We start from the raw sequence: 22019 nt of genomic DNA, 5'->3' as shown, positions 1-22019 counted from the left end.
AATCAGAAAGACAGTTGTGTGAATCCATCCAAAATAGGGAAAGCTTTTAGTAGTAGGGTAATTCCTGGATTTGATTAATAAAGGAGAATATCAACATGACAGATAAAAGAGACGAGATCATTTTAAGAGGACTTCAGGAAAATAACTTGAAGAATATTGATTTAAATATCCCGAAAGAAAAAATAAATGTCTTTACCGGCTTGTCGGGTTCAGGGAAAAGTTCGGTTGTCTTTGATACTTTGGCGACAGAAAGCAGAAGGCAAATGACTTTGAACTACCCGTTGTATGTCAGACACCAGATGCCAAGGTACGAAAGGCCGCATGCCGATTTGATGCAGCATTTGAGCCCGGTCGTTGTCGTGGAACAAAAACCGGTGAGAGGCAATTCACGCTCAACTGTCGGCACGTATATGGACATCGATCCGTTGATCCGGCTGTTGTTTTCACGGATCGGCAGCCCATCGATCGGTTCAGCCACTGAGTTTTCCAGTGACAGTTCTTTTGGGAAATGCCCGGAATGCAGCGGGTACGGAGAAATTGTCGCGCCGGATATCACCAAACTCATCGATCACACGAAGTCGCTCAGGGATTCCGCAGTGAGATTCAAGCCGTTGGCGCCGCCCGGCTGGCAAGGCAGATGGATGGTGGACGGCGGATTGTTCGATCCTGATCTCCCCATCAAAGATTTCTCGCAAGAAAAATACAATCTTTTAGTCTACGGACCGCCGGAAGGCGAGCGGGCATTCAGCACTTATTATTACAAAGTAGGCAATAGGGACATCGAATGGGACGGCATACTTCCCCGGTTTGTTCGCCTGTACATTAACCGGGACCTCACGAAATTGAAAATAACGTCTCAGGAAGATGTCTTGGCAATGACCACGCACACAGCGTGTCCAACGTGCGAAGGTTCGGGACTGAATCCAAAAGTGCTGGAATGCAAAATCAACGGGTTGAATATCGCTCATTATGACCATTTGGAACTGACGGATTTGCTGGAGGAACTGGCGAAAATCCAAGATCCCGTCGGAAAATCAATTGCCCAGCAAGTATTGCCTAACGTCAGACAATTGGTGGACTTGGGCTTGGGTTATTTGAGTCTGAAACGAAAAATGGGCACACTTTCCGGTGGAGAGGCACAGCGCGTGAAAATTGCCCGCCATTTAGGAAGCAGTTTAAATAACATCACTTATATTTTCGATGAACCCAGTGCAGGGCTTCATCCGGAAGAAATCGAAATGCTGACGAAGATGCTGAAAAGTTTACGGGACAACTACAATACCGTAGTGGTCATCGAGCACAATTTAGCCGTCATCAAAACTGCAGATGAAATCATCGAAATGGGCGCCGGTGCGGGAGTGAGCGGCGGGGATGTGGTGTACCAAGGCGAACTGGAAGGCTTGAAAAAAGCTTCAGCCATCACTGATTTAGATCACACACTGACACTCAATCAAAATCCGAGAAAATCAGAAAACAGCTTCTCTATAAAGAATGCTTCAGCCAACAACTTAAAAGATGTAAGCGTGGAAATTCCAAAGAATGTCCTGGTCTCGGTCTGCGGGGTTTCAGGTTCCGGCAAGAGTTCGTTGCTGTTTGATGCCTTTACAGAGAACTATCCGGAAACCATCTCGGTTGGCCAAGGCAGCATCGGGACATCCAGCCGTTCGACACTCGCGACCTACATGGGCATTATGGATGACATTCGATCGATTCTGTCAAAAGAAACAGGACAGCCGGTGGGATTGTTCAGCTTTAATTCAGCGGGGGCTTGCCCTGTCTGCGAAGGCAAAGGCGTCACCACACCGGACGTGGCTTTTGCAGATCCCGTTACCGTTACATGTGAAGCATGCAGAGGGACGCGGTATTCGGAAGAAGCCCTGTCTTATCGTTACAAGGGAAAAAACATTGTGGAAATTCTGGAACTGACAATCGATGAAACCAATCAGTATTTAGATATGCCGAAAATCACCAAGAAAGTGGATACATTAAAAGATGTCGGGCTCGAATACCTGACGTTAGGGCAGACTACAAGTTCGTTGAGCGGCGGAGAAGTTCAGCGTCTTAAACTGGCCAGTCACCTTAAAAAAGAAGGACAAATCTATCTGTTGGATGAACCATCTTTAGGCTTGCACACTAAAGACAATGAAAAACTATTGGACGTTTTCCAAAGGCTCGTCAATAAGGGGAATTCCGTGATCCTCATCGAACACAATTTAAACTTGATTGCAGCAAGCGACTGGGTTATCGAAATGGGACCAGGCGGAGGGAAAAATGGCGGAGAAGTCCTGTTTGAAGGAACACCGGGAGACATGCTCAAGGCTGAAACTGTGACGGCGAAGTGGCTGAGAGAAGGTATGGGAGAGTAGTTTTTTCACTAGCTGAGAAAAATGCAGGAATTGTCAGTTTGTTTGAAGCGAAAAACATTCGGGAAAGCCTAGTATTAGGATGATTTATAAACTTGAGGAGGAAATTAAAAATGGCTAAAGTGTTAGCAGTTCTATCAAGTGGACATACGGATACAGAAAATAATTACGAAACCGGCTGGTGGGCCGAAGAATTATTTGCGCCGATGGAAGTATTTCAGAACGCAGGACATCAAGTCGACCTGGCTTCACCAAAAGGTGGGAAACCGACACTTGACCAAGCGAGCATCAGTGAAGATTATGATCCAGACGGCAAATACAAAAAAATGTATGAATCGGGATTAGCAGATGACACAAAAAAACTTTCGGAAATCAATCCGGAAGAATACGACGCAATATTTATCGTCGGAGGCCATGGAGCGATGTATGACCTGGCTAAAGATGAAACCTTGCATAAAATCATCAATGCCGTTTACGACAACGGAAACATTGTGTCAGCGGTTTGCCACGGACCCGCTCCATTGCTTTGGACAACACGTCCCGATGGCAAGAGCATTATTTTCGGCTTGGACGTAACCGGGTATCCGGAAGCGGTTGAACCGGAAGGCCTTCCGGCAATCCTGCCATTCAGCTTGGAAGGTGAAATGAGCAAAGTGGCTAACTATTCCGCTGAGCAAAAAGTGGTCTGGGGCAATGATCAATTGGTGACCGGCCGTGACCCGTTTTCTTCTGAAGCACTGGCTGAGGAATTGGTGAAAGCTTTCGATAAAAGAACTAAATAGGAAATCCGGGTGATGGAACTTCTCATCAACACCAGAAATGCCGAACTTTGCGCAGAAACAGCGCGAAGTTCGGCATTTTTTGTGGGGAGAGCATTCTTTTCCAATGGTAAAATCCGTGAAGTAAAACTCTTCTTTTGCTTCACGGATTTTCAGTTTTAAGCTTAAGTTGAAATCGATAGAAGGGAGCCAGTAGTAGAAACTCTTGAAGATTTCCTCATGCAATATAATCTTCTTTCCGGACATCTGTTGCTTCCTCTTTCTGATAGTAAGCGCCTTTGGTAAACAGCGCGAGTGCCACTGTCATGGCGGCAGCTAACAGCGCCGCTAAGAAAGCCGCAGTGCTTTGGAGGAAAAGACCGAAATACCCGAGTGAGGCAATGGTACCGAGAATCGTTGGAACCAGCAGGGAGACAACGCCGACGGGATTCCATTTGAAGAGGTTTTCTTGTCTCGCTTCGTAATAACCTGGACCGATCTTCAATAATTTCTTGACGACCAAAGCGTCCGTCACCAGGATGGATGCCCAAGTCATTAGCGCCACCCCTTGGAATGTCATGGCCGTTTGAAGATGGTCAATGATGCCGCCGAGCATGAGTGCCATTGCCGCAACAGCTGCTACGACTACCCAGAATCGTCTGCCGGGTGTAAATCGGAACATGTTTTCAAAAAAACTGGACAGGGAAAGCGAGCTGCTGTAAATATTTGTGATGTTGATGCGCACCTGCGTTAATGTTGTAAACAGCACACCGCCAAGTCCAAGCAGGATGACGATGTAGACACCCGGGTTTGATTCGCCCAGACGAACGCCGAACCAGATGCCGAGTCCTCCCATGACGCCGAAACAGAAAATCTGCGGAATAAAGCCAATCGCGATGGAGCCGACTTTTAAGTCTTTCGGCTTCAAAAAACGCGCATAATCGGAAGCAATCAACGACGTCAGCCCCATGATTCCGTGCTGCATCCCGATACATAATAAAAGAGCTGTGCCACCGATTTGGGCGCCTTCTGGCATATAGGTCCAGAAACTGTCGGCGTATACGGACGGTCGATTGTAGGCGACGACTATTGCCGCAATCAGGAAAAAAGCGAAAATGGGCAGCGACCATTTTTGGAGCTTATTCAATTGTTTGATGCCGAACCAGTTGAGGGGAATGACCAAGGATCCGAAAATGATGATCAGAATCCATTGGGGGAATTCCGGGAAATAGGCATGAATTGCAGAGACCAGGATCATTCCTTCAAAGGCGCAGTACATAATGAAGTTTGATGCGTAAATCAAAGAAGTGAGGGAAGCTCCGACATAACCGAATCCTCCGCGGGAAAGCAAATTGACATTCATGCCCGACTTGGCCGACAGGTAGACGATGATGGAGCCGACAATCCCCGCTGCAATAATCGCATAGCCCGCAGAGATGAGCGCATTCACCGCTCCGAACTGAAGCGCCATGACACTGCCCATCTGAAAATAGAAAATGGCCGTCGCGATGCCGAAGGTGATATTTGTGATGCTCAGCCAGCCCATTTTCCGTTCCTCCCGAGGAACTTTGTCCAAAGAGTAATCTACCGGTTTTTCTTCTTGTACATGGTTTGCATCCGTATCTGTTTTCATGTCATCTCCTTCTTCCTATATGAGTTTCAGCATTACTGTTTTATCCTTATTCTTTTGTACCCGTCCATCCCATAATTTAGGCATATTTTCACTTAATTCACTTTTGACATTCTAAGAATTTCAGAAAGCATAGGGAACACCAAAAAACTGTGGTAAGTAGAGAGACTTCCTCGAACAACTATTTGTTTGTCGCTATTCAGTTCATCAAACAGTTCCTTTGACGAACTCTCGAGTTCGTCGTATAGTTAGGGTATAGTAATTATCTTGATATAAAGATATTTTAATTCGAGATAAAAAGAAAGGGAGATCAACTTGAAATTACAAGACAAAGTAGCAGTTATTACAGGTGGCGTTTCCGGTATTGGGGCGAAGACAGCGGAGCTTTTCATCGAGGAAGGCGCGAAAGTGGTATTGGTCGATATGAATGCTGAAAAAGGTAAAGCCTTTGAAGCGGAACTGAAAGCAAAAAATGCAGACGTGCTGTTTGTTGAAGCGAATATTACAGATGAAGAGCAAGTCAAAAACATCTTTAAAGAAACGATCGCGAAATACGGCCGTGTGGATGTGTTGTTCAATAACGCAGGCATCGGCCGTGTACAACCGACGGAAGACCTGGAATACAGTGAATGGCGCAATACAGTCAATGTCGATTTGGACGGTGTTTTCCTTGTAGCTCGTGAAGGGATCCGTGAAATGCTGAAAACAGGTGGCGGTACCATCGTCAATACCGCTTCGATGTACGGTTGGGTCGGTTCGCCGGGATCTGCAGCATATAACGCAGCGAAAGGCGGCGTACTGAACTTGACGCGTTCGCTCGCACTTGAATATGCGACCAGAAACATCCGTGTGAACTCACTGGCACCGGGCTTCATCGATACACCAATCATTCCGGAAGAAAGCAAAGAGCAGTTGAGATCCATGACACCGATGCAGCGTCTTGGGAAATCGGAAGAAATGGCAAAAGCCGTTTTGTTTATGGCTTCGGATGATTCTTCATTCATGACAGGCAACACGCTGACGGTTGATGGCGGGTATACTGCACAATAATTTCTGTAATGCTTTCTGAAAGAACCTCCAGAAAAATAGAATTCTATAAGAAGAGGAGACGGCCACATATGGGGGCTGTCTCCTTTTTGGGTATGCCTGCCATGGGTCCAATTGCTAGAATGCAAGTCCCTATTCATAAATGATTGTTTTTTCGTTTCAGTTTGTTCCCAACGATAAAATGTTGAAAAGTATAGGAAGCCACTCGTTTTTTAGAAATCAGTTTATAATGGTTAACACCATATAGAAGAGGGAGTTGATATTTATCTCTGGTTTGTTACGCTAGAGTTCACACGCTTCGGAAGGGAGTTCTTCAAATGGAGCCGTTGATGGACATCATTCTCATTGTTTTGCCTATTGCGTTTGTAGGGGCGATTGCCCTATTTATCATTACCCGGCTTAAAGCCAAACAAAAGCGAGGCACGCTCGGTAGGAAAGAAACAACAGAAGCTCAAACGTTGTTGGACAGTTTGATTCCGCTTGGCATGATCTTCGGAAGCGGAGTCGGTGTAGTTGTCGGTATCGTTTTCAGCATTTCATTGGGCAACGCCATTGTATTAGGAACAGGAATCGGCATGCTGGTCGGCTACTTTGCTTACGAATTTTACAGTAAAGAAGAGAGCCATTCATAATGGGTGCTCTTGGTGAGCTGATGAAACTTTTAAATTCTACCTACGTATTAGAATCAACAAGTCTAATAAAAACAGGAGGTAATTTCATGGCTGCAATCATTCCAGCATTGTTGGTTATCTTTTTAGGCGTTTACGCTGTTTCAACCAAAAAGAAGAAACAAACGCATTAAATTACTTTCTTGTTACTAACCTAATTCAATTCAATTGCATGCAAAGAAAACCGTATCAGGGAGCCATAAAGGTTTCGGGATACGGTTTTTTAATAAGGCAAGAATATAGAAAAATCACTAGCAGAAAAAATCTCTCGTACAGTCCCCTATTAAATAGTTGAATCTTTTTAGCATGGCTTGCGTATAATTAAAGCGATAACGCAAAAGCAAATACGCGCCTTTAACCGGCTTCTCTTGATCCACTGGCTTTTTAACGTTTCTCACTTACTCTTTTCGAAAGGCATGATTGAATGGGCACCATAGCACTTGTCATCTTCCTCTTTATTCTTCCATTCATCTGGTTTTTCTGGACCAGCATGGGTTTAAAAAGCGGAAAAAGGAATAAAACACATTGGAAAATATCCTTGATCGCTCTTATTGCAGTGGTCCTTATCAGCGTCGGTTTAAATTATTATTTCTCCGATGCATACCAGCTTTCTTTTTTTCAGAATGGCTTTGAAAGCAAAGTTGCACTTGTTGTCTGTGCCGCATTTCTGCTGGTGATTGTCGTCGTCAATCTGATCGCCAACCGTCTGTTCAAAGGTGCACCTAAATCATTCCATAACCCTGAGGTCGTATGGCGTCTCGCTGCGGTATTCTGCGCGATTATCCTGTTTTTCACCATGTGGGTTTACCCATTAGGGGAGAAGACATCGTATATCAACAAAATCGAAAATGCTCTGGCACTGTCCGAACAGCAACAAGGCGACGAGGAAATTATAGTGTTGTTTATGAGCTCTGAAAGAAAATGCATGCGGACGAATACATCAAATTGCCATTCCCAACCGTACCAAAACACATTTTTCCTTAAAAACAACTTGGATATACAAAAAGAAGTCCAAGTGCGTATTCGAGCGCTGGATTCCGAACAAACAGAACTGAAGGTAATCGAGTCGGATATCATGACGCTGGAAGCAGGCGAATTAAAGTTGGTCGAGACGGAGGAATCATTTGATGAAGCGAGCATCTGGAGCCGCTCTTCCTTTGAAACGGATCGTCGAGTCCAATCCTACGAATCGTTGTACAGATACCGCGATCGAGATTAATTAATTCTTTTTATGCTTAATTGAGAAAGAGAAAAACCAGTACGCCTATGCAATACATACAACCACGTTTCTCCGAAATCTGATAAACTTAGTGATATTGAGATGTAATTACTATAGAACAGCACATAAAGAATATGCAGGGAATACTAAAAGTAAATAGGTAAGCAAAAAGAGCTTTTCAGGAAACTGGAAAGCTCTTTAAAAAACTTGATGTTTAACTATAGCTGGCTTCAAAAAGCTTAAAAGAAATGAGGGATAAGATATGGAAAACATCTTTTTACTAACAGCCGTCTTAGCGACTTTATTGGTGATGTTTGTTGTTGTTATTTATTTCCGCAGAAAAAACAGGACAATTCCAGATGCTGAACAAACATTGCCTCAGGAAAGTAGCGCGCCAAACGACAATGAGAAACCGGATGTGGAAGAAGATGCAAATGAACCGTTCCTGCCACAAGTTACAGAAGTTCAAAATAAAGAAACCGTAAAAACCAACTACAAAAAAATTGAAATTCCGTCAGTGTTGAAGATGGATATCCAACAAACCCTTGCAGCTGGATCGATGATTATCGAAGATTACAAAACGTATAAGGTGGAATTTAGCCCTGAAGTTGTAAAAGGTTTGAAGGATAAAAGCATGACGCTGATTGAAAAGGCAAATGGCAAAGGCTATCTTCCTGCGGTAAATAAAGAAGGTGTGAAAGGGATTTATAAGCAAGGGGTACTGGTGAGAAAAATCAATCCAGGATTAGTGGTACATGCGAGTTACGGCCTATTAACAGCTGTTGTCGGACAACAACAATTGGTTGAAATCCAAAGTTCCTTAAAAAGTATGGAAAGGAAATTAGCTGTCCTTGTTCAAAACAGAGAGAATGATTTTGCTGGAAAAATCGAATCGAAATTTGGCTATTTTAAAGAAGTAATAGAGCGTTACCGAAGAAACGGGATTACCCTTGGCGGAGTGGAAGACCATCAAATAGAAGGGTTTTACGCAGACACGCTACAGGATTTGAAAGTTCTAATGAAAGACCTTAAAGCGATCGGCGCGCGTATTGAAGGATTAAAGGAATATGAAAACATTCGCAAATGGGGTGAAGCCCCAGTGAAAAAAGACTATGAAAACCTCATTGAACAGTTTGAAAAGAAACAAGAACTGGTTCGATTAAATGTGAGGTTCATTGAAGAATGTTATGAACCGTACCTCAGTACCATAAGAAATTACGAGGAAGTGAATGTGAAATCTCAAACCTTGGCTGATTTGATTGTTGAGAACAATTCAATTATCAGTACCATTGAAGACAAAGTCAGAAGTATCGAAGAGAATTACAAAGTAAAGATCAACTTAGGCATAAAAGCTTTGAAATACCGGGATTTGGAAAGCTTAAAAGAACTCGTTCCAGCGAGAATCAGTCAGCAAAAAAGCACTGCTCAAGAAATTCCTTCAGAGATATTAGTGGAGATGGCCGATGAAGGCAAAGTATATGCGTATGTGCCGAAGTAAAGTTTTGGAGCTTGAACTAGAAAAATCACGCGCTGTGCAAAACACAATTCAAAATATAGGCCATCACTTGCCTAAGTTCATTGATAAACAGTAAGGGACCGGGCAGCCTTCCGGTTTACAAACTTCGGTCCCATTGGTATATTGAGCGTTAATACACTGGTACACAAATACGGACAAGGAAAAGAGGTTGTGAAAATGGATGTAAAATTTCCTATTGGACAATTACAGGTTCCGGACAACGTGAAAGCTGAACATATCCAGGAATGGCTCGGAAAAATCGGAACATACACAACACGGTTGAGAGAAGCCGTCGACTCATTGGACGAAGAGCAATTGGGCAAGAAGTACAGAGAAGGCAGCTGGACAGTGCGTCAGCTTGTGCATCACATTGCGGATTCGCAACTAAATATGTATCAGCGCCTGAAACTGGCGTTGACGGATGACAATCCAACGGTTCCTGCTTTCGATCAGGAAAAATGGGCGGAACTTCCGGACAACAGCTTGCCGGTGGAAAGTTCGATCCGCATATTGGAAGGGTTGAACGAACGAATCGTCGCACTGGGTCAGCATGTCGCCGACGAGCAACTGGACCGCGTCTTTACCCATGAAACAAACGGCGAAATCAGCGTTGCCACAAAACTGGCGAAACTGTGCTGGCACGAAGAACATCATTTGGAACACATCAAGATTGCATTGGCAAACTAGATTGTCACGAACGCACCTTTGAAGTCAGATTTTTATCGCTGACTTTTGGGGTGCTTTTTCTATGGCGAAATAAAAGGCTACTTTATGTATTTTCTTCACCCTTTAAATCGCTCCTTGGGAAGCAGAATAATAGCCGCTAAAATATTTTCTGAACAATTAAACTATTAGTTGCAAACATACGTTCCCTTTTGTTAAGGTGGAATCAGTTAACAATGGAATGGCGGGTTCCTTTGCCGCTCATTCAACGGATGCCTCTTCAATAAAGACAGCAAAAATTTGGAGGGGGAATAATATGTTTCAATCAGGTAAGGAACTGGAAAATCTTTTTTGTACAGAAGCTGCTTTCTACAAACTGCAGACGCACGGGAAAATTCAGATTTGCCGAAGTCTCGCTGCCATCAGCCGAATAGGCACAGAAAGCGAAGAGGTCGATGCGTTATTTGTGCTCTTGAATCCCGGAAAATGTCTTCCGTTGGATGGAGAAGACTCGATTCCTTTGCTTTCGGGTGAGGTTGCGGAATTGCCGCTTATGCCCGCAACTCCTGATAATACGCTGTACCAGCTGATGCGCCTGATGGAACGGATGAACTGGAATTCAGTCCAAGTCATCAACCTTACTGATCTGAGAACGGGGAAATTTGACGAGCACAAAGAAAGCCAGAAATTCATGAAACAATGTGGTGATAGCCGTCATACGATCTTTTCAATGGATCGGTACGTTGAACTATTGGATTGCATGGAGCGGGCAGAAACGGTTATCGCGGGATGGGGCACCAAAGCGTCGATTATTCCTGCTGCGGAAAATGCTTATACGATTTTGATGGAGCTTGAAGACATCAAGGGTCTGTCCTATAAAACGCATCCGCTGTACTATCATCCATTCCCGTGGCTGCAGAACAAATGCATTAAGTGGCTGGATGATATGGAAGCGCAGCTGAAAAGAACGGCAGAAGTGGTTTAGAAAAGGACTTTTAAAAGGGGTATATAAGTTAGAAACAGCTCGAAAAAAAGCTTTTAAGATGTATGAACATTATTTAAACTTTTTAGGGATGAAAAAATAAGAGTGTGAAGGAAGGTGGAAACCATGGCAAAAGTCGTTGATCATCAACAAGCCATTGTCAAGAAATGGGGGAATAATCTGGGGGTTTGATTCAATGCGTCCATCATCGATAAAACTATAATAGAAGTCGATACAATAGTAGATATTTCCGTATTGGATGATGGGACAATCATGATTAAGCCATTGAAAAAACGTAAGTCACTCAATGAAATCATTGAGAGTCTTACAAGCCATAATTAGGGCGAAGAGCTGATCAAAGATACAGTTGGGGAAGAGTTATAGTAGGTACTTATATGCCGGCACAAGGAGATTTGATTACTTAAGAGTAACCTCCTACTTTCCTAGCAGGGAAGTGGGCGGTTACTTTTTTTTCTTTTATTCCTCCGTCTGAACTGCAGGGGAATTCTCTGGTACACAGTGACGAAATGGAAGATTACCGGAAGTATAACGAGCAATCCCATTTTATATGCGGTTCTCTGATGTCTGAAGTGGTTCTAAAACGTGCCCTTCTTCAGGTGGACACGTCGCGAATTGCCTTAGAAATTCAATTCCAAAAAACACGAGTTTCTTTTATCTTATTCTCTAACCCTCTTGCAAGCCATGCAATGATCAACAGCAGCAATACCAGACTCGCAATCAACACCACAAGGTTCGGCACACTTTTTGAATACAGGTCGTTGATGTTCGACACCATGAGCCATTGCGGAAAAAATGGGTTGATGAAGCTTTGGTAAACGGCGATTAAGTTGTTGGCGATGTGCAGCAAAATCGGCACGAGCAGATTGCCGGTCTTCAGATACAGAAGTGACGCTACTACTGCAAACAAGAAGGCACCGAAAAAGTTGACGTGGAACAGGCCGAAAATCAGACTCGACAAACCGAGTCCGCTCCAAAAGCCGAATACCGCCATCAATCGGTTCAGGATCAGTCCCCGGAATACGAACTCTTCTGCAATCGGCGCGATGATCGACAAGATGAAGCTGGTCGTGATCAAGTACCATAAAGCGTCGGGGAATGGCTGCGGCGTCAGCGCGAAATGGACCGCAGTGGGAGCGATGGAGATGAACGCCCTCAACTGCAGCCAGTAGACGCTCATGGAAAATGCCAGCACCAGCGCGGTGAGCCCGAAAATCGGCAGCAGCCAGCGCATGGTGCCGCGGAAGAAAATGACTTGGTGCAGTTTTACACCGCGCGTCTTAAAATGGTAGCTTAGAAACGACACCGGCAAGACAACATAGAAAACCAGCTGCATCGCGATGCCGATGAGAAGCACGTTTTGTGTGGCCTGCAGCAAGATGAACATCGCTACAATGAATGCGCCCGCCATCCAACCGTATACAAACCGGGACCGTTTTTCCTCAAACATTCTCCTCGCCGCCTTTCGCTTCAGATTGCAGCAGACAGACATCATTAAAAGGATGAGACTAATAAAAGGAAAATGATACTCTCTTATCATTAATGTGCAGTGTGGATAATATTTTGATTTAATAATAGCATGACTTTGGATTTTTAAAAATGTTTACACGTCATTGGATGCGTGAAGAAATGAGGCTTTTATATTGGTAGACCCTAAATTAAATACACTTCTTCTGAAGAACTTTGAACAGGGCCTAAAGATGGGGTGGAAGTTGTCCAGATCAAGATATTCGGGTCTAAAAAAAGTAAAGAAGGACGCGATAATTAAGACCTTCCAAAGAATTTTCGGGCAGATCTTCATTTCTTTTGCGGAGAACAGTTTTGCGGCCGAGCCAATTAGGGAAGAGGTAATGTAGAAGGTTTATATAGGAATTATTTTATGCTGCCTGGAGTCGGCCGTGTTAAGCGGTGTTCACGGAGCAATAGAAAAAATAGCTACTGAAAGGATGAGTTGCGATGAATGAAAGTACGGTGAAAAAAACAACAATCTTTGCCCTAGTAAATCTGTTTTTTTATTTTTTGACGCTCGTTGTCAATTACCTCGGATCTTCTGGATTTTTCAACGGCCAGAGCCAAGGAGACATCTCCGACCAATACCTGACGCTGATTTCCCCAGCGCCTTTTACGTTTTCGATTTGGGGCGTCATCTATAGTCTGGTGCTGATTACGCTGGTCTATTTGTTTATCAAACGGAAAGATGCGAAAGTCAGCAAGCTGGTCTTGTTGATCTCGCCATGGTTTATCGTGCTTTCGCTGTGCAACATGGGCTGGATCGTTGCATTCTCTTATGAACGATTGGGCATTTCCACGATTTTAATAATCGGCATGTTGTTCTCGTTGCTCCTCATCATCGGGAAAATCTATACGCATCGCTTTGAAGTTCCATCGACGCTGGCAGGGCTCAGCTTCACGTTCTACTGTGCATGGGTGACCATCGCGACCGTCGTCAATGTCTCGCTGCTTTTGGTGCAGCTGGAATGGAACGGTTTCGGCATTTCCTATTCGGTGTGGACGCTGATCATATTGGGGGTAGCCATCGCGTTTGTCCTCATTTATTTGACGAAGTATAAAAATGCCGCCTACCCGCTGCCTTTGGCATGGGCGTTCTTCGGGATTTACGGTTCGTATGCAAGCGGACGGGTCAATCCGGAGTTATCGACGGCCATTCAAGGGGTTCTGATTGCCGGCATCGTGATCTTCTTGATTGCGGCGGTGTGGAGATTTATTAAGAACGGGAATTCTCTTTTCTTGAGACATTCAGAATAAGAAAATTCTCCAAATAAAACAGACACAAAAGCTCTTTTAAAGAGTTTTGTGTCTGTTTTTTAATTCTGGCCAATTAATGAATATCCCGTTTTTTGAAACTTCCGCCTCGAACTTCAGCTACGTCGTAAACGGCAACGAATGCGTTCTTATCGATTTCGTAGATGATTTCTTTCATTTTGCTGTCTTCGAGCCGGTTAATGATGCAGGTGATTTCTTTGTATTGCTCGTTCGTGTAAGCGCCGTTGACGATGTTGTAGGTGGCATTGCGGCCAAGTCGGTCATAGATGGTCTGGACAAGCAACTCCGGTTCCTGCGAGATGATTTTATACGTTTTGGAGCCACTGAATCCTTCTTCGACCAGCTGGATCACTTTGGAGGCGATGAAATAAGCGATTCCGGAAAGGAAAGCGCCTTTCAGGCCGAAGACAAAGGAAACAACGATAAAGACGAATACATTCAGGAATAAGATCATATCACTCGTTCCGAATGGCAATTTGCGTGAAAGCAGCACGGCCAGCATGTCGATGCCGTCGAGCGCACCACCGTTCCGCAAGGCTAGACCCATGCCGAAACCAATGATGATCCCGCCGATGACAGTGACCAATAAAGTATCGCCTTCGACTATGGTCGGGATATGGTGCATAACCGTTGTTGCATAGGCGAGGGAAGCGATGCCGATGATGGAGTAGATGGCAAAGCTTTTTCCAATCTGCTTATAGCCTAAATAAACGAATGGGATGTTCAGGACAGCAATCAGCAAGCCAAGCGGCAAGCCGAATAATTGAGAGCCGACGATGCTGAGGCCTGTGATCCCTCCGTCTGACACATTGTTCGGAATCAAGACAGCTTCAAGGCCGTATGCGGTGATGAACGCACCGATGATAATGGGCAGCGCCCGTAACATTAATTTCGCTTTGTTTGCTTTTCGTTTTGTTTCTGGTGCAGTCATGCTATTCCTCTTCTCTGTCAATTTCATAATGGCATTTTTTCACTCTAACTATTAAATATAACCCTTTTTTTGTTATTTTAGTAGGGGGAATTTGAAGATCATCAATACAATCTGAATAGATTCTTAAAAATGGCCGCTTCTATATAGAATGAATAATTCTTAACGATACAGGAAAAAAGCCTCTTTATAATCCATAACCGATGCATAAAACCCTTTTCAGATAGGAGAATATGATGCTGTTGTCGAAGTTAGAGGAAGCGGTGCTGCAAGAAATGCGGCTACTCCGAGTCTTACAACAAGCAAAGTACGAAACGCCACAGATATATTCTTCGGTTGAAGGAAGAATGCCAAAGGTCTGGTCTGGCATATGAAATCACCAATCCACTTCTATCCAACTATGCAAGGAGGGCTAACCATGAACATCGGAATCATCGGAACCGGCAATATTGCTACGTATTTATTGGAACAAGTGAACCATAACGGGCTGGCGAACGGAAGAATAACCGCAGTTTTCGGGCGCAACGAAGAAGCAGGCCATCGGTTGAGTGAACAGTTTCAAGTCGATTTCTATACAGATCTTCAAGCATTCTTGAAATTGCCGCTTGATATCGTAGTGGAAGCAGCTACTGTGGAAGCGGCCAGCCTCTACTTGAAAGACGTGGTGGCTCAAAAGAAAGACCTCGTGGTCAGCAGCATCGGGGTGTTTAAAGAAGCTGCTTTTTTTGAAGAATTGAAAAGTCTGGCGGAGTCTTCGGGTACGTATATCTATCTGCCGTCCGGTGCTATCGGTGGGCTGGACGTCCTGCAATCGGCGAAAGCGGCTGGTGGCTTGGAGCGGGTCCGAATCACAACCAGAAAATCACCCGCCTCGCTTGGCATGGAAGCAGATGTAGAAAAAGTGATATTCGAAGGTTCTGCATACGAAGCCGTCGGGAAATTTCCGAAGAACGTCAATGTGGCACTGGTGCTTGCGATTGCTGGAATTGGTGTCGACAAGACAAAAGTCCGCATCGTCGTCGACCCGTCCATTGAACAAAACACCCACACCATCGAAGCGGAAGGTGAATTCGGGAAGATGCAGCTGCAAGTCGAAAACACTCCGATGCCTAGCAATCCGAAAACGAGTCTTCTCGCGGCATTGAGCATTCTGGCCGTTCTGCAGAATAAAGATTCCGCGTTGAAAATTGGAAACTGAGTTTTTATTTCATGTAGAGCTTAAAGGGGGGAGACAGTGTGAAGGCAACGCGCAAAATGGTCAATAAGCAATTGAGGTTCAAAGGGATGCTGCTGGATAAGTTGGTAACGAAATCGTCGGAAAAGGCGTTTATCCAGTCGATGCACAATTCGAAAAAACAGATGGACAAACGGTTTAAAGGGAGAGACAAGGAAGGCTTGGCGTGCAGCGAAGAGTGGGTGAGCCGTGGAGATGGTTCTTCTATTCGTATACGAATCTATAAACCGCTCCGTCGGGTGAAGAATATACCCGGAGTCTTATGGATTCACGGCGGCGGTTACGCGCAAGGAGTTCCGGAGATGAGCGACGACTTGTACAAGCGTTTGATCGACACAAGCGATTGTGTCATTGTGGCACCGGATTACCGGCTGTCGATCGACGCGCCTTATCCGGCAGCGCTGGATGATTGTTACAAAGTCCTGTTATGGATGAAAGCCCATGCAAAAGAACTGGGAATTCGCGACGATCAGCTGATGGCGGGAGGCGAAAGTGCGGGTGGTGGATTGACGGTTGCACTGGCATTGCTTGCGCGTGATAGAGGAACTGCAAATCTGGCATTCCAGATGCCGCTTTATCCGATGCTCGATGACCGGATGCTGTCGGAATCCGCACGGGACAACAACGCCTATGTGTGGAATTCAGACACGAACCGGTGGGGCTGGAAATTGTATCTTGGTGAATTGTTCAACAAAGATGTGCCCATCTATGCCGCTCCTGGCCGTGCAGCGGATTACCGTAACTTGCCGCCAGCTGTCACGTTTGTCGGAGACATCGAGCCGTTCCGTGATGAGACGATCCAGTATGTCACTGATTTGAAAGCTGCCGGTGTTCCTGTCGACTTCAGGATGTACAAAGGCGCTTACCATGGCTTTGACATCATCAGTCCAAAAGCAGACATCAGCAAGGCGGCAAGGGACTTTTTGATGGAATCTTTCAAGTATGCGGCTGTACATTACTTTGCGCCTCAACGTTAATCAACTAGGGGAGATTGTGGCTATCTTATAATAAAAATAAACCGCCATTCCTTTTCCGGAATGGCGGTTGTTTCTATTGTCCGTATTGGGTTTTTACCAGCTCCAGCAAATCGGTTTTGCTGAGGTATTTTTCGGGAGCCAGGAAGGTTACAGTGACGACGCCCGGATGGCGGCCGATTTCGATGGCGCCGGTGATGGTTGAGCGGTTCATGATTTCAGGAACAGTGACGCCGAAGAAATCCGCAGCTCGCTGGAGTCCGTTTTCCGTAGCATCGTTCAAGTTCGGCCCGGATCCGATAAAAGACACCGGATAGGATTCTTCAATTTTAGTGACGTTCCAGGTGTCTGCAATCTGCTGTGCGGAATGTTTTTCCTCTGCGGTGAAGGGTTTCGCCGTGTAAGGCAAGTCTTCCACGTTCGGCAGCAAGATCGGTCCTTTTATGTTCAAGCCTTTCAGCACATGAACCTGGAGGTGGGCGATGCCCGAAACGTCTGCAGTGTGGCCAGCGATTTCACCGTCACCTTGCATGGCGTGCATATCGCCGAGGTAAACACCGCCGCCGGGAACTTTCACTGGACAAATCAATACAGCGCCGGCACGCACCCGGTTGACGTCCAGATGGCCATCTGTCCGGTGGGTTTCCAACTCTTCCTGTGTGCTCTTGTAATCATGTGCAGCACCTACCAGAAAAGAACCGAAATCGCCGGCGTTGTGGGAATCGGGGGTCGGGCGTGATGGTGTGGTCCCTAATTGGCCAAGAAATGGCCGCATGCGTGCCATCGTGCCGACTAAGTCGTGCGGTGCGAACGTCACCACTGGGTTCTGGACGGAAGCTTCGGGTGTTTTCATGAACGTCCGTCCAGCTTTCGCAATGGTTTCGGCAGCTTCCTGAGGCAAGGTCAAGCCGACATCGCCTTTTTCACCGAAAAAGATGGTATAGCCATTGGTGAAGACAAAAGGAGTCGCATCCGCTCCGCAGTTAGCACAGCGTATGGCTTCCATGCCGATGCCTTTGATGACTGTTTCGGGATTTTTTGTGCCGCATTCCGGACACTTGGCTGCTACGTAGCCATCGCCGTCTGCACGGTCTTCGATCATTTGGTCGTTGCCGGAAGCCGTGGCTTGTGAAGTTACGGTAATGGATTGAATCCGGATGGCAATGGCATCTCCGGGTTCAGCCCCTTCTACGTAGACGGGCTTGGTCACTTCGTGGCCGCCTTTAATGCTTGGCGTAATCATCGGTCCCCAACAGCCCGGCGCCGTATTGGCGATGATCGTTCCGCCGTCTTTTACTGGTCCCAGCATTTCTTTTCCGGGATCCAGAATGCCATCTACAAAATGATTCACGAATAATGTCTCAACCGCTGTTTTATTCACAAAAATCCTCCTCTTTCCTTAAATTGTCTGACTACTTGAATTATAGTATGTGGAAAACATCTTTAATAGTTTTCAGCTTCGGCATGTACCGTTTTCTGAAAAGAGCTATAAAGGAGGTGCTGCCTAATGATGAAAATATTCGTACTGTGTTTAGCTTGTTTCTTTGGAATTTCAGGTCTGTGGTTAGCGTGGATTAATCTACATCTAGTGGGTGGGGGTGAAAGTGAGGCGGAAATCATGTATAATGGTCTGATGGCTCGTTACAAAAACATGGGAAAGATCACGGGAAGAGTGGTTTTGGCTGACAAATGCCGTTCGCTTCCGTGATGAAAAAGCAGGAAGATAGACCGATTTAACAGGCGTTAGGAACATCTAGTTAAGTGGAAAACTGTCCGGTCCGTTAGCTGGCCGAAACGGTTTACAAGGGTTAAATACGATTGCTTCTTCAAAAAAAATAAGAGTTATATTGGTTTTTGCATGTATACATATGTTGTCCAATGGAAGTAAACCCGCCGCTAATAATTTAAGACGGGAGCTATACACTAAGATGAAAAAAGTTTCAGGAGTATTTTTTAGTTCAGTGGCTATCATGTTGGTGCTTGTTTTGTTCGGTATCACCATGCCGGATACACTGGAAAAAGTAACAGGCAATATGCAGGCGTTTATCACGACGCATTTTGGCTGGTATTATTTATTGGTTGTCACGTTTTTTGTAGCAGTTTGTGCTTATTTCTTATTCAGCCCGGTTGGCCGGATCAGACTTGGAAAACAAGATGAAAAGCCTGAGTTTTCACGCCCAACTTGGGTCGCAATGATTTTTAGCGCCGGTGTCGGCATTGGATTGATTTTTTACGGAACAGCTGAACCACTCAGCCATTTTGCCATCAGTTCACCAACCGGAATCACAGGAACTGAAGAAGCCGCAAAAGACGCCATGCGGTACACGTTTTTCCATTGGGGCATCCACGCGTGGGCGATTTATGGGATTGTCGGACTGACTGTCGCTTACTTTACGTTCAGAAAAGGCGAACTCGGTTTAATCAGCAAGACATTGCGCCCGCTATTAGGCGATCGTGTTGACGGATTCGTCGGAAAAGCGATCGATGTCATCGCTGTGGTGTCAACCGTAATTGGGGTAGCGACTACCCTTGGCTTCGGTACCGCGCAAATCAACGGGGGCTTGACCTACTTGTTTGGCATTCCAGCAAGTTTCTTGATGCAGCTTGTCATCGTACTTGTGCTGACGGTTTTGTTTTTGGTTTCAGCATCAACCGGTCTGAGCAAAGGAATCAAGATTCTAAGCAACGCCAATATGGGATTGACGGCTGTCCTGTTTGTTTTTGTATTGATTTTTGGGCCGACTTTATTAATTATGAATTTATTCACAGACACGCTTGGTGCGTATGTCCAGACATTCGTCAATATGAGTTTCCGCTTGGCTCCGTTCAATGAAGAAGGCCGCGAGTGGATCAATGGCTGGACCATCTTCTATTGGTCTTGGTGGATTGCCTGGTCACCGTTTGTCGGTATTTTCATTGCCCGGGTTTCAAGAGGCAGAACCATCCGGGAATTTGTCGTTTACGTCTTGTTGATTCCTTCGCTTATCGGGTTTATTTGGTTCTCGACATTTGGGACAGCAGCAATTTCAGGAGAAAATACGGGTGCTGTGGCTCTTTCCTCATTACCGACTGAAGCTTCGCTCTTCGGTTTGCTGGAGCAGTATCCATTCAGTTTAGCGTTGTCGATTTTGACCATTCTGATCATCATCACTTTCTTCGTCACATCTGCCGATTCAGGCACTTATGTTCTGGGAATGATGACGTCGAATGGATCACTTTTCCCGAGCGTACGAATCAAATTGATTTGGGGCTTTTTCCTTTCTACTACAGCGCTTGTCCTTCTCTATTCGGGAGGGCTGCAGGCATTGCAGAATACGATGATTATCGTGGCTTTCCCATTCTCCATGGTTATTGTTTTGATGACTTTCAGTCTGATCAAAGCAGTCAACCTGGAAGCGAGAGAAATGGGCATTGGCCAGTTGAAAAAGAAAGAATCCAAAAAAGAAGTAAAAGTTCGATAAGAAAGAAGGAGTTTGCAGTGTACGATTTCCCAAAAGACACGTTGACGAGCTGAACATTTGGTCTGTTGTCTCTCTTCCTGCTTATTACTCTTTCATTGGTGAAAATTGAATCATAAAAAAGGGGATACCAACGACTTAACGAGTTGTGGGTATCGCCTTTTTTGTTGAAACGTATTTGGAAGAGGAGACGAAGTTCATCAACTGGAACTGCATCTCCTTTTCTTTATGATTTGTCCTGATAGATGGCTCTTGTACCTGGAGGCAGAGTCAACAATTCCAGCAATTGATCCACCACTTTTTTTCTTGTCTCAAAGTCGAAAGGCTCGCCGCATGGACGGCCCATTTTAAAGGGAACATGGAGCGTGCGCGGAGCTCCGACTTTGTCCGTGATTTCCGGGAACAAGGTGACCATCGCTGTTGGAATATGTGAAACTTCTAAAGCCCGGGCATACAGCCCAAGCACGTTATGGCAAGATCCTCAGCCAGGCACCAGAAGCGCTGCATCAATGCCTTCGTTATTGAACAGTTCGACCACTTTTGGAATGAAATCTTTTTCGGCTATGGCCGTATCCAGAATGCCGCCGTTCAATCCAATGTTCACATTGGAAGCCACGCCAATCTTTCCATCCGCCGCTGCTTTTTTCAGCTGCTGGAGCGGAAACACGATGGACGGATCGGTTTTGGCGAACTTTGTATCGATATAGATATGCGTCACTGTCAGTTCCTGTTCGGTGACGTCTTTGGGGATGAGCCGAAACGAAGGGTCTCCAGCCGGGTTGTCCACATCAAACGGTTCGTCCGATTTCAAGTGGACGCCAGCAGTCGAAACAAGTGCCACTTTACACTGAGACAACGGCTTTTGCAAAAAGGCTTCGGGCAGACTTTTGTTTTCTTTCATATGGTTCATGGTGAACTTCTGGTAGGCCTTCGTGAAATTACTTGAAAATGTCCGTGACAGCTTCGATTTGACTTGTGTCTTCATTTTCATGATCAGCCATTCCTCCAGTTCCATTCGTTTACTGGATAGTATTCGCTGGCTTCTCGGAAATTCCTTTAAGATTTTTGTGATTTTATTGCGTGGAAATAACATAAAAAAGTAACTGGAAATGTGTTAGGAATTATTTCCTGCTATGTTACTATTAGACTGTGTAAACGAGTCAGCTGGTGTTGAGGTGAAGGCTTGGAAGCAGATCTGAAAACTGGAAGGGAGCCGCACAGGTGGAGTTCAACTACAATATATCCGAAGAGGCATATCTGCAATTTAACGACTACTATGCAAAGAATTCAGAGACAGTGAAGAAATCGTTGATGATTCAACGAATAACAGTACCGATCATGTATTTGGTGATGGCCGTTTTTTTGTCTTTTGTATTGGATATGCCGGTTCTCTTTTTAATGATTCCGTTCTTTATTCTTGGGGTTTTATGGACTGTTTTTTATCCTGCTTATTTCTATCGCCTGATCCGGCGCAATGCCCGGAAGATGGTTCGAGAAGGGAAAGGTGAAGGGATATTGGGAGACCATACAATGATTTTTACCGAAGAGGGCCTTCGGGAAATCAGTTCTACAGGTGAAAAAATGCAGTCTTGGTCAGGAATCGAAAAAATAGGCGAAGACCCATCCAACTTTTATTTATTCAATAGTGGAATGTCTGCTTATATTGTATCTAAAAATAAGATGGATGATGTTGATGGCGTCAGAAGATTATTGCATAGCAAGATTACTAAAAAAGTGTAAGTCCTATACTCATCCACTAAATGTCATGTATCGATAC

General features: G+C 45.1%; 21 protein-coding genes. 15 read left to right on the top strand and 6 right to left on the bottom strand.

Features of this window, described 5'->3' with window-relative positions:
• The first annotated feature begins 95 nt into the window (after positions 1-95).
• Positions 96-2366, top strand: coding sequence for an ATP-binding cassette domain-containing protein (locus QMA01_RS14530; RefSeq protein WP_290215323.1), 2271 nt, complete (start codon positions 96-98; stop codon positions 2364-2366).
• A 110-nt stretch (positions 2367-2476) separates the two neighbouring features.
• On the top strand, positions 2477-3145 hold the full coding sequence (locus QMA01_RS14525; RefSeq protein ID WP_290215322.1) for a type 1 glutamine amidotransferase domain-containing protein: 669 nt from the start codon (positions 2477-2479) through the stop codon (positions 3143-3145).
• A 214-nt stretch (positions 3146-3359) separates the two neighbouring features.
• On the opposite strand, the gene QMA01_RS14520 is transcribed toward QMA01_RS14525, so the two are convergent.
• On the bottom strand, positions 3360-4754 hold the full coding sequence (locus QMA01_RS14520; protein ID WP_290215321.1) for a purine-cytosine permease family protein: 1395 nt from the start codon (positions 4752-4754) through the stop codon (positions 3360-3362).
• Positions 4755-5066: 312 nt separating this feature from the next.
• On the opposite strand from QMA01_RS14520, the gene QMA01_RS14515 reads away from it, so the two are divergent.
• From QMA01_RS14515 to QMA01_RS14485, 7 genes are all read left to right on the top strand, one after another.
• Positions 5067-5801: an SDR family NAD(P)-dependent oxidoreductase gene (locus tag QMA01_RS14515; protein WP_290215320.1), complete on the top strand. Its 735-nt coding sequence runs from the start codon at positions 5067-5069 to the stop codon at positions 5799-5801.
• Positions 5802-6127: 326 nt separating this feature from the next.
• A complete protein-coding gene (locus QMA01_RS14510) occupies positions 6128-6430 on the top strand; it encodes a hypothetical protein (RefSeq protein ID WP_422766035.1) in 303 nt (100 codons plus the stop codon).
• Positions 6430-6600 carry a hypothetical protein gene (locus QMA01_RS14505; RefSeq protein ID WP_290215318.1) on the top strand — a complete coding sequence of 57 codons (171 nt, stop codon included), beginning with the start codon at positions 6430-6432 and terminating at the stop codon, positions 6598-6600. The genes QMA01_RS14510 and QMA01_RS14505 overlap by 1 nt, the downstream gene beginning before the upstream one ends.
• 290 nt (positions 6601-6890) lie before the next feature.
• Positions 6891-7685, top strand: a complete 795-nt coding sequence (locus QMA01_RS14500; protein WP_290215317.1) for a COX15/CtaA family protein — start codon at positions 6891-6893, stop codon at positions 7683-7685.
• Between the two features lie 262 nt (positions 7686-7947).
• Entirely contained in the window at positions 7948-9183 is a 1236-nt protein-coding gene (locus QMA01_RS14495) for a DUF1572 domain-containing protein (RefSeq protein WP_290215316.1), read from the top strand.
• A gap of 195 nt (positions 9184-9378) precedes the next feature.
• Positions 9379-9888 carry a YfiT family bacillithiol transferase gene (locus QMA01_RS14490; RefSeq protein WP_290215315.1) on the top strand — a complete coding sequence of 170 codons (510 nt, stop codon included), beginning with the start codon at positions 9379-9381 and terminating at the stop codon, positions 9886-9888.
• 292 nt (positions 9889-10180) lie between these two features.
• Positions 10181-10849 (top strand): DUF1643 domain-containing protein, encoded by a 669-nt coding sequence (locus QMA01_RS14485; RefSeq protein ID WP_290215314.1) that lies wholly within the window; start codon positions 10181-10183, stop codon positions 10847-10849.
• 643 nt (positions 10850-11492) lie between these two features.
• Here the strand turns inward: QMA01_RS14485 and QMA01_RS14480 are convergent.
• Positions 11493-12314 carry a CPBP family intramembrane glutamic endopeptidase gene (locus QMA01_RS14480; protein WP_290215313.1) on the bottom strand — a complete coding sequence of 274 codons (822 nt, stop codon included), beginning with the start codon at positions 12312-12314 and terminating at the stop codon, positions 11493-11495.
• Between the two features lie 506 nt (positions 12315-12820).
• Here QMA01_RS14480 and QMA01_RS14475 point away from each other — a divergent pair.
• Positions 12821-13630: a tryptophan-rich sensory protein gene (locus QMA01_RS14475; RefSeq protein ID WP_290215312.1), complete on the top strand. Its 810-nt coding sequence runs from the start codon at positions 12821-12823 to the stop codon at positions 13628-13630.
• Positions 13631-13703: 73 nt separating this feature from the next.
• Here the strand turns inward: QMA01_RS14475 and QMA01_RS14470 are convergent, their stop codons facing one another.
• Complete coding sequence (locus QMA01_RS14470) at positions 13704-14579, bottom strand: YitT family protein (protein ID WP_290215311.1); 876 nt, start codon at positions 14577-14579, stop codon at positions 13704-13706.
• Positions 14580-14994: 415 nt separating this feature from the next.
• On the opposite strand from QMA01_RS14470, the gene nadX reads away from it, so the two are divergent.
• Positions 14995-15774 carry an aspartate dehydrogenase gene (gene nadX, locus QMA01_RS14465; RefSeq protein ID WP_290215310.1) on the top strand — a complete coding sequence of 260 codons (780 nt, stop codon included), beginning with the start codon at positions 14995-14997 and terminating at the stop codon, positions 15772-15774.
• A 38-nt stretch (positions 15775-15812) separates the two neighbouring features.
• A complete protein-coding gene (locus QMA01_RS14460; protein WP_290215309.1) occupies positions 15813-16787 on the top strand; it encodes an alpha/beta hydrolase in 975 nt (324 codons plus the stop codon).
• Between the two features lie 73 nt (positions 16788-16860).
• Here QMA01_RS14460 and QMA01_RS14455 read toward each other — a convergent pair whose 3' ends face one another.
• Positions 16861-18165, bottom strand: a complete 1305-nt coding sequence (locus tag QMA01_RS14455) for an acetamidase/formamidase family protein (RefSeq protein ID WP_290185553.1) — start codon at positions 18163-18165, stop codon at positions 16861-16863.
• A 126-nt stretch (positions 18166-18291) separates the two neighbouring features.
• On the opposite strand from QMA01_RS14455, the gene QMA01_RS14450 reads away from it, so the two are divergent.
• Positions 18292-18492, top strand: a complete 201-nt coding sequence (locus tag QMA01_RS14450; RefSeq protein ID WP_191716271.1) for a hypothetical protein — start codon at positions 18292-18294, stop codon at positions 18490-18492.
• A 220-nt stretch (positions 18493-18712) separates the two neighbouring features.
• On the top strand, positions 18713-20245 hold the full coding sequence (locus QMA01_RS14445; RefSeq protein WP_191716269.1) for a glycine betaine uptake BCCT transporter: 1533 nt from the start codon (positions 18713-18715) through the stop codon (positions 20243-20245).
• 223 nt (positions 20246-20468) lie between these two features.
• Here QMA01_RS14445 and QMA01_RS14440 read toward each other — a convergent pair whose 3' ends face one another.
• Positions 20469-20708: a hypothetical protein gene (locus QMA01_RS14440; RefSeq protein ID WP_191716268.1), complete on the bottom strand. Its 240-nt coding sequence runs from the start codon at positions 20706-20708 to the stop codon at positions 20469-20471.
• A 15-nt stretch (positions 20709-20723) separates the two neighbouring features.
• Positions 20724-21233 (bottom strand): glycine/sarcosine/betaine reductase selenoprotein B family protein, encoded by a 510-nt coding sequence (locus QMA01_RS14435; RefSeq protein ID WP_290215308.1) that lies wholly within the window; start codon positions 21231-21233, stop codon positions 20724-20726.
• Positions 21234-21463: 230 nt separating this feature from the next.
• On the opposite strand from QMA01_RS14435, the gene QMA01_RS14430 reads away from it, so the two are divergent.
• Positions 21464-21982: a YcxB family protein gene (locus QMA01_RS14430; protein ID WP_290215307.1), complete on the top strand. Its 519-nt coding sequence runs from the start codon at positions 21464-21466 to the stop codon at positions 21980-21982.
• The last annotated feature ends 37 nt before the right edge of the window (positions 21983-22019 follow it).

Origin of the sequence: Planococcus notacanthi (assembly GCF_030407825.1) — a bacterium.
In the GTDB taxonomy this organism is placed as follows: Bacteria; Bacillota; Bacilli; order Bacillales_A; family Planococcaceae; genus Planococcus; species Planococcus notacanthi.
The sequence above is the reverse complement of the archived record's forward strand: the minus strand, read 5'-3'. Positions and strand labels throughout refer to the sequence as shown.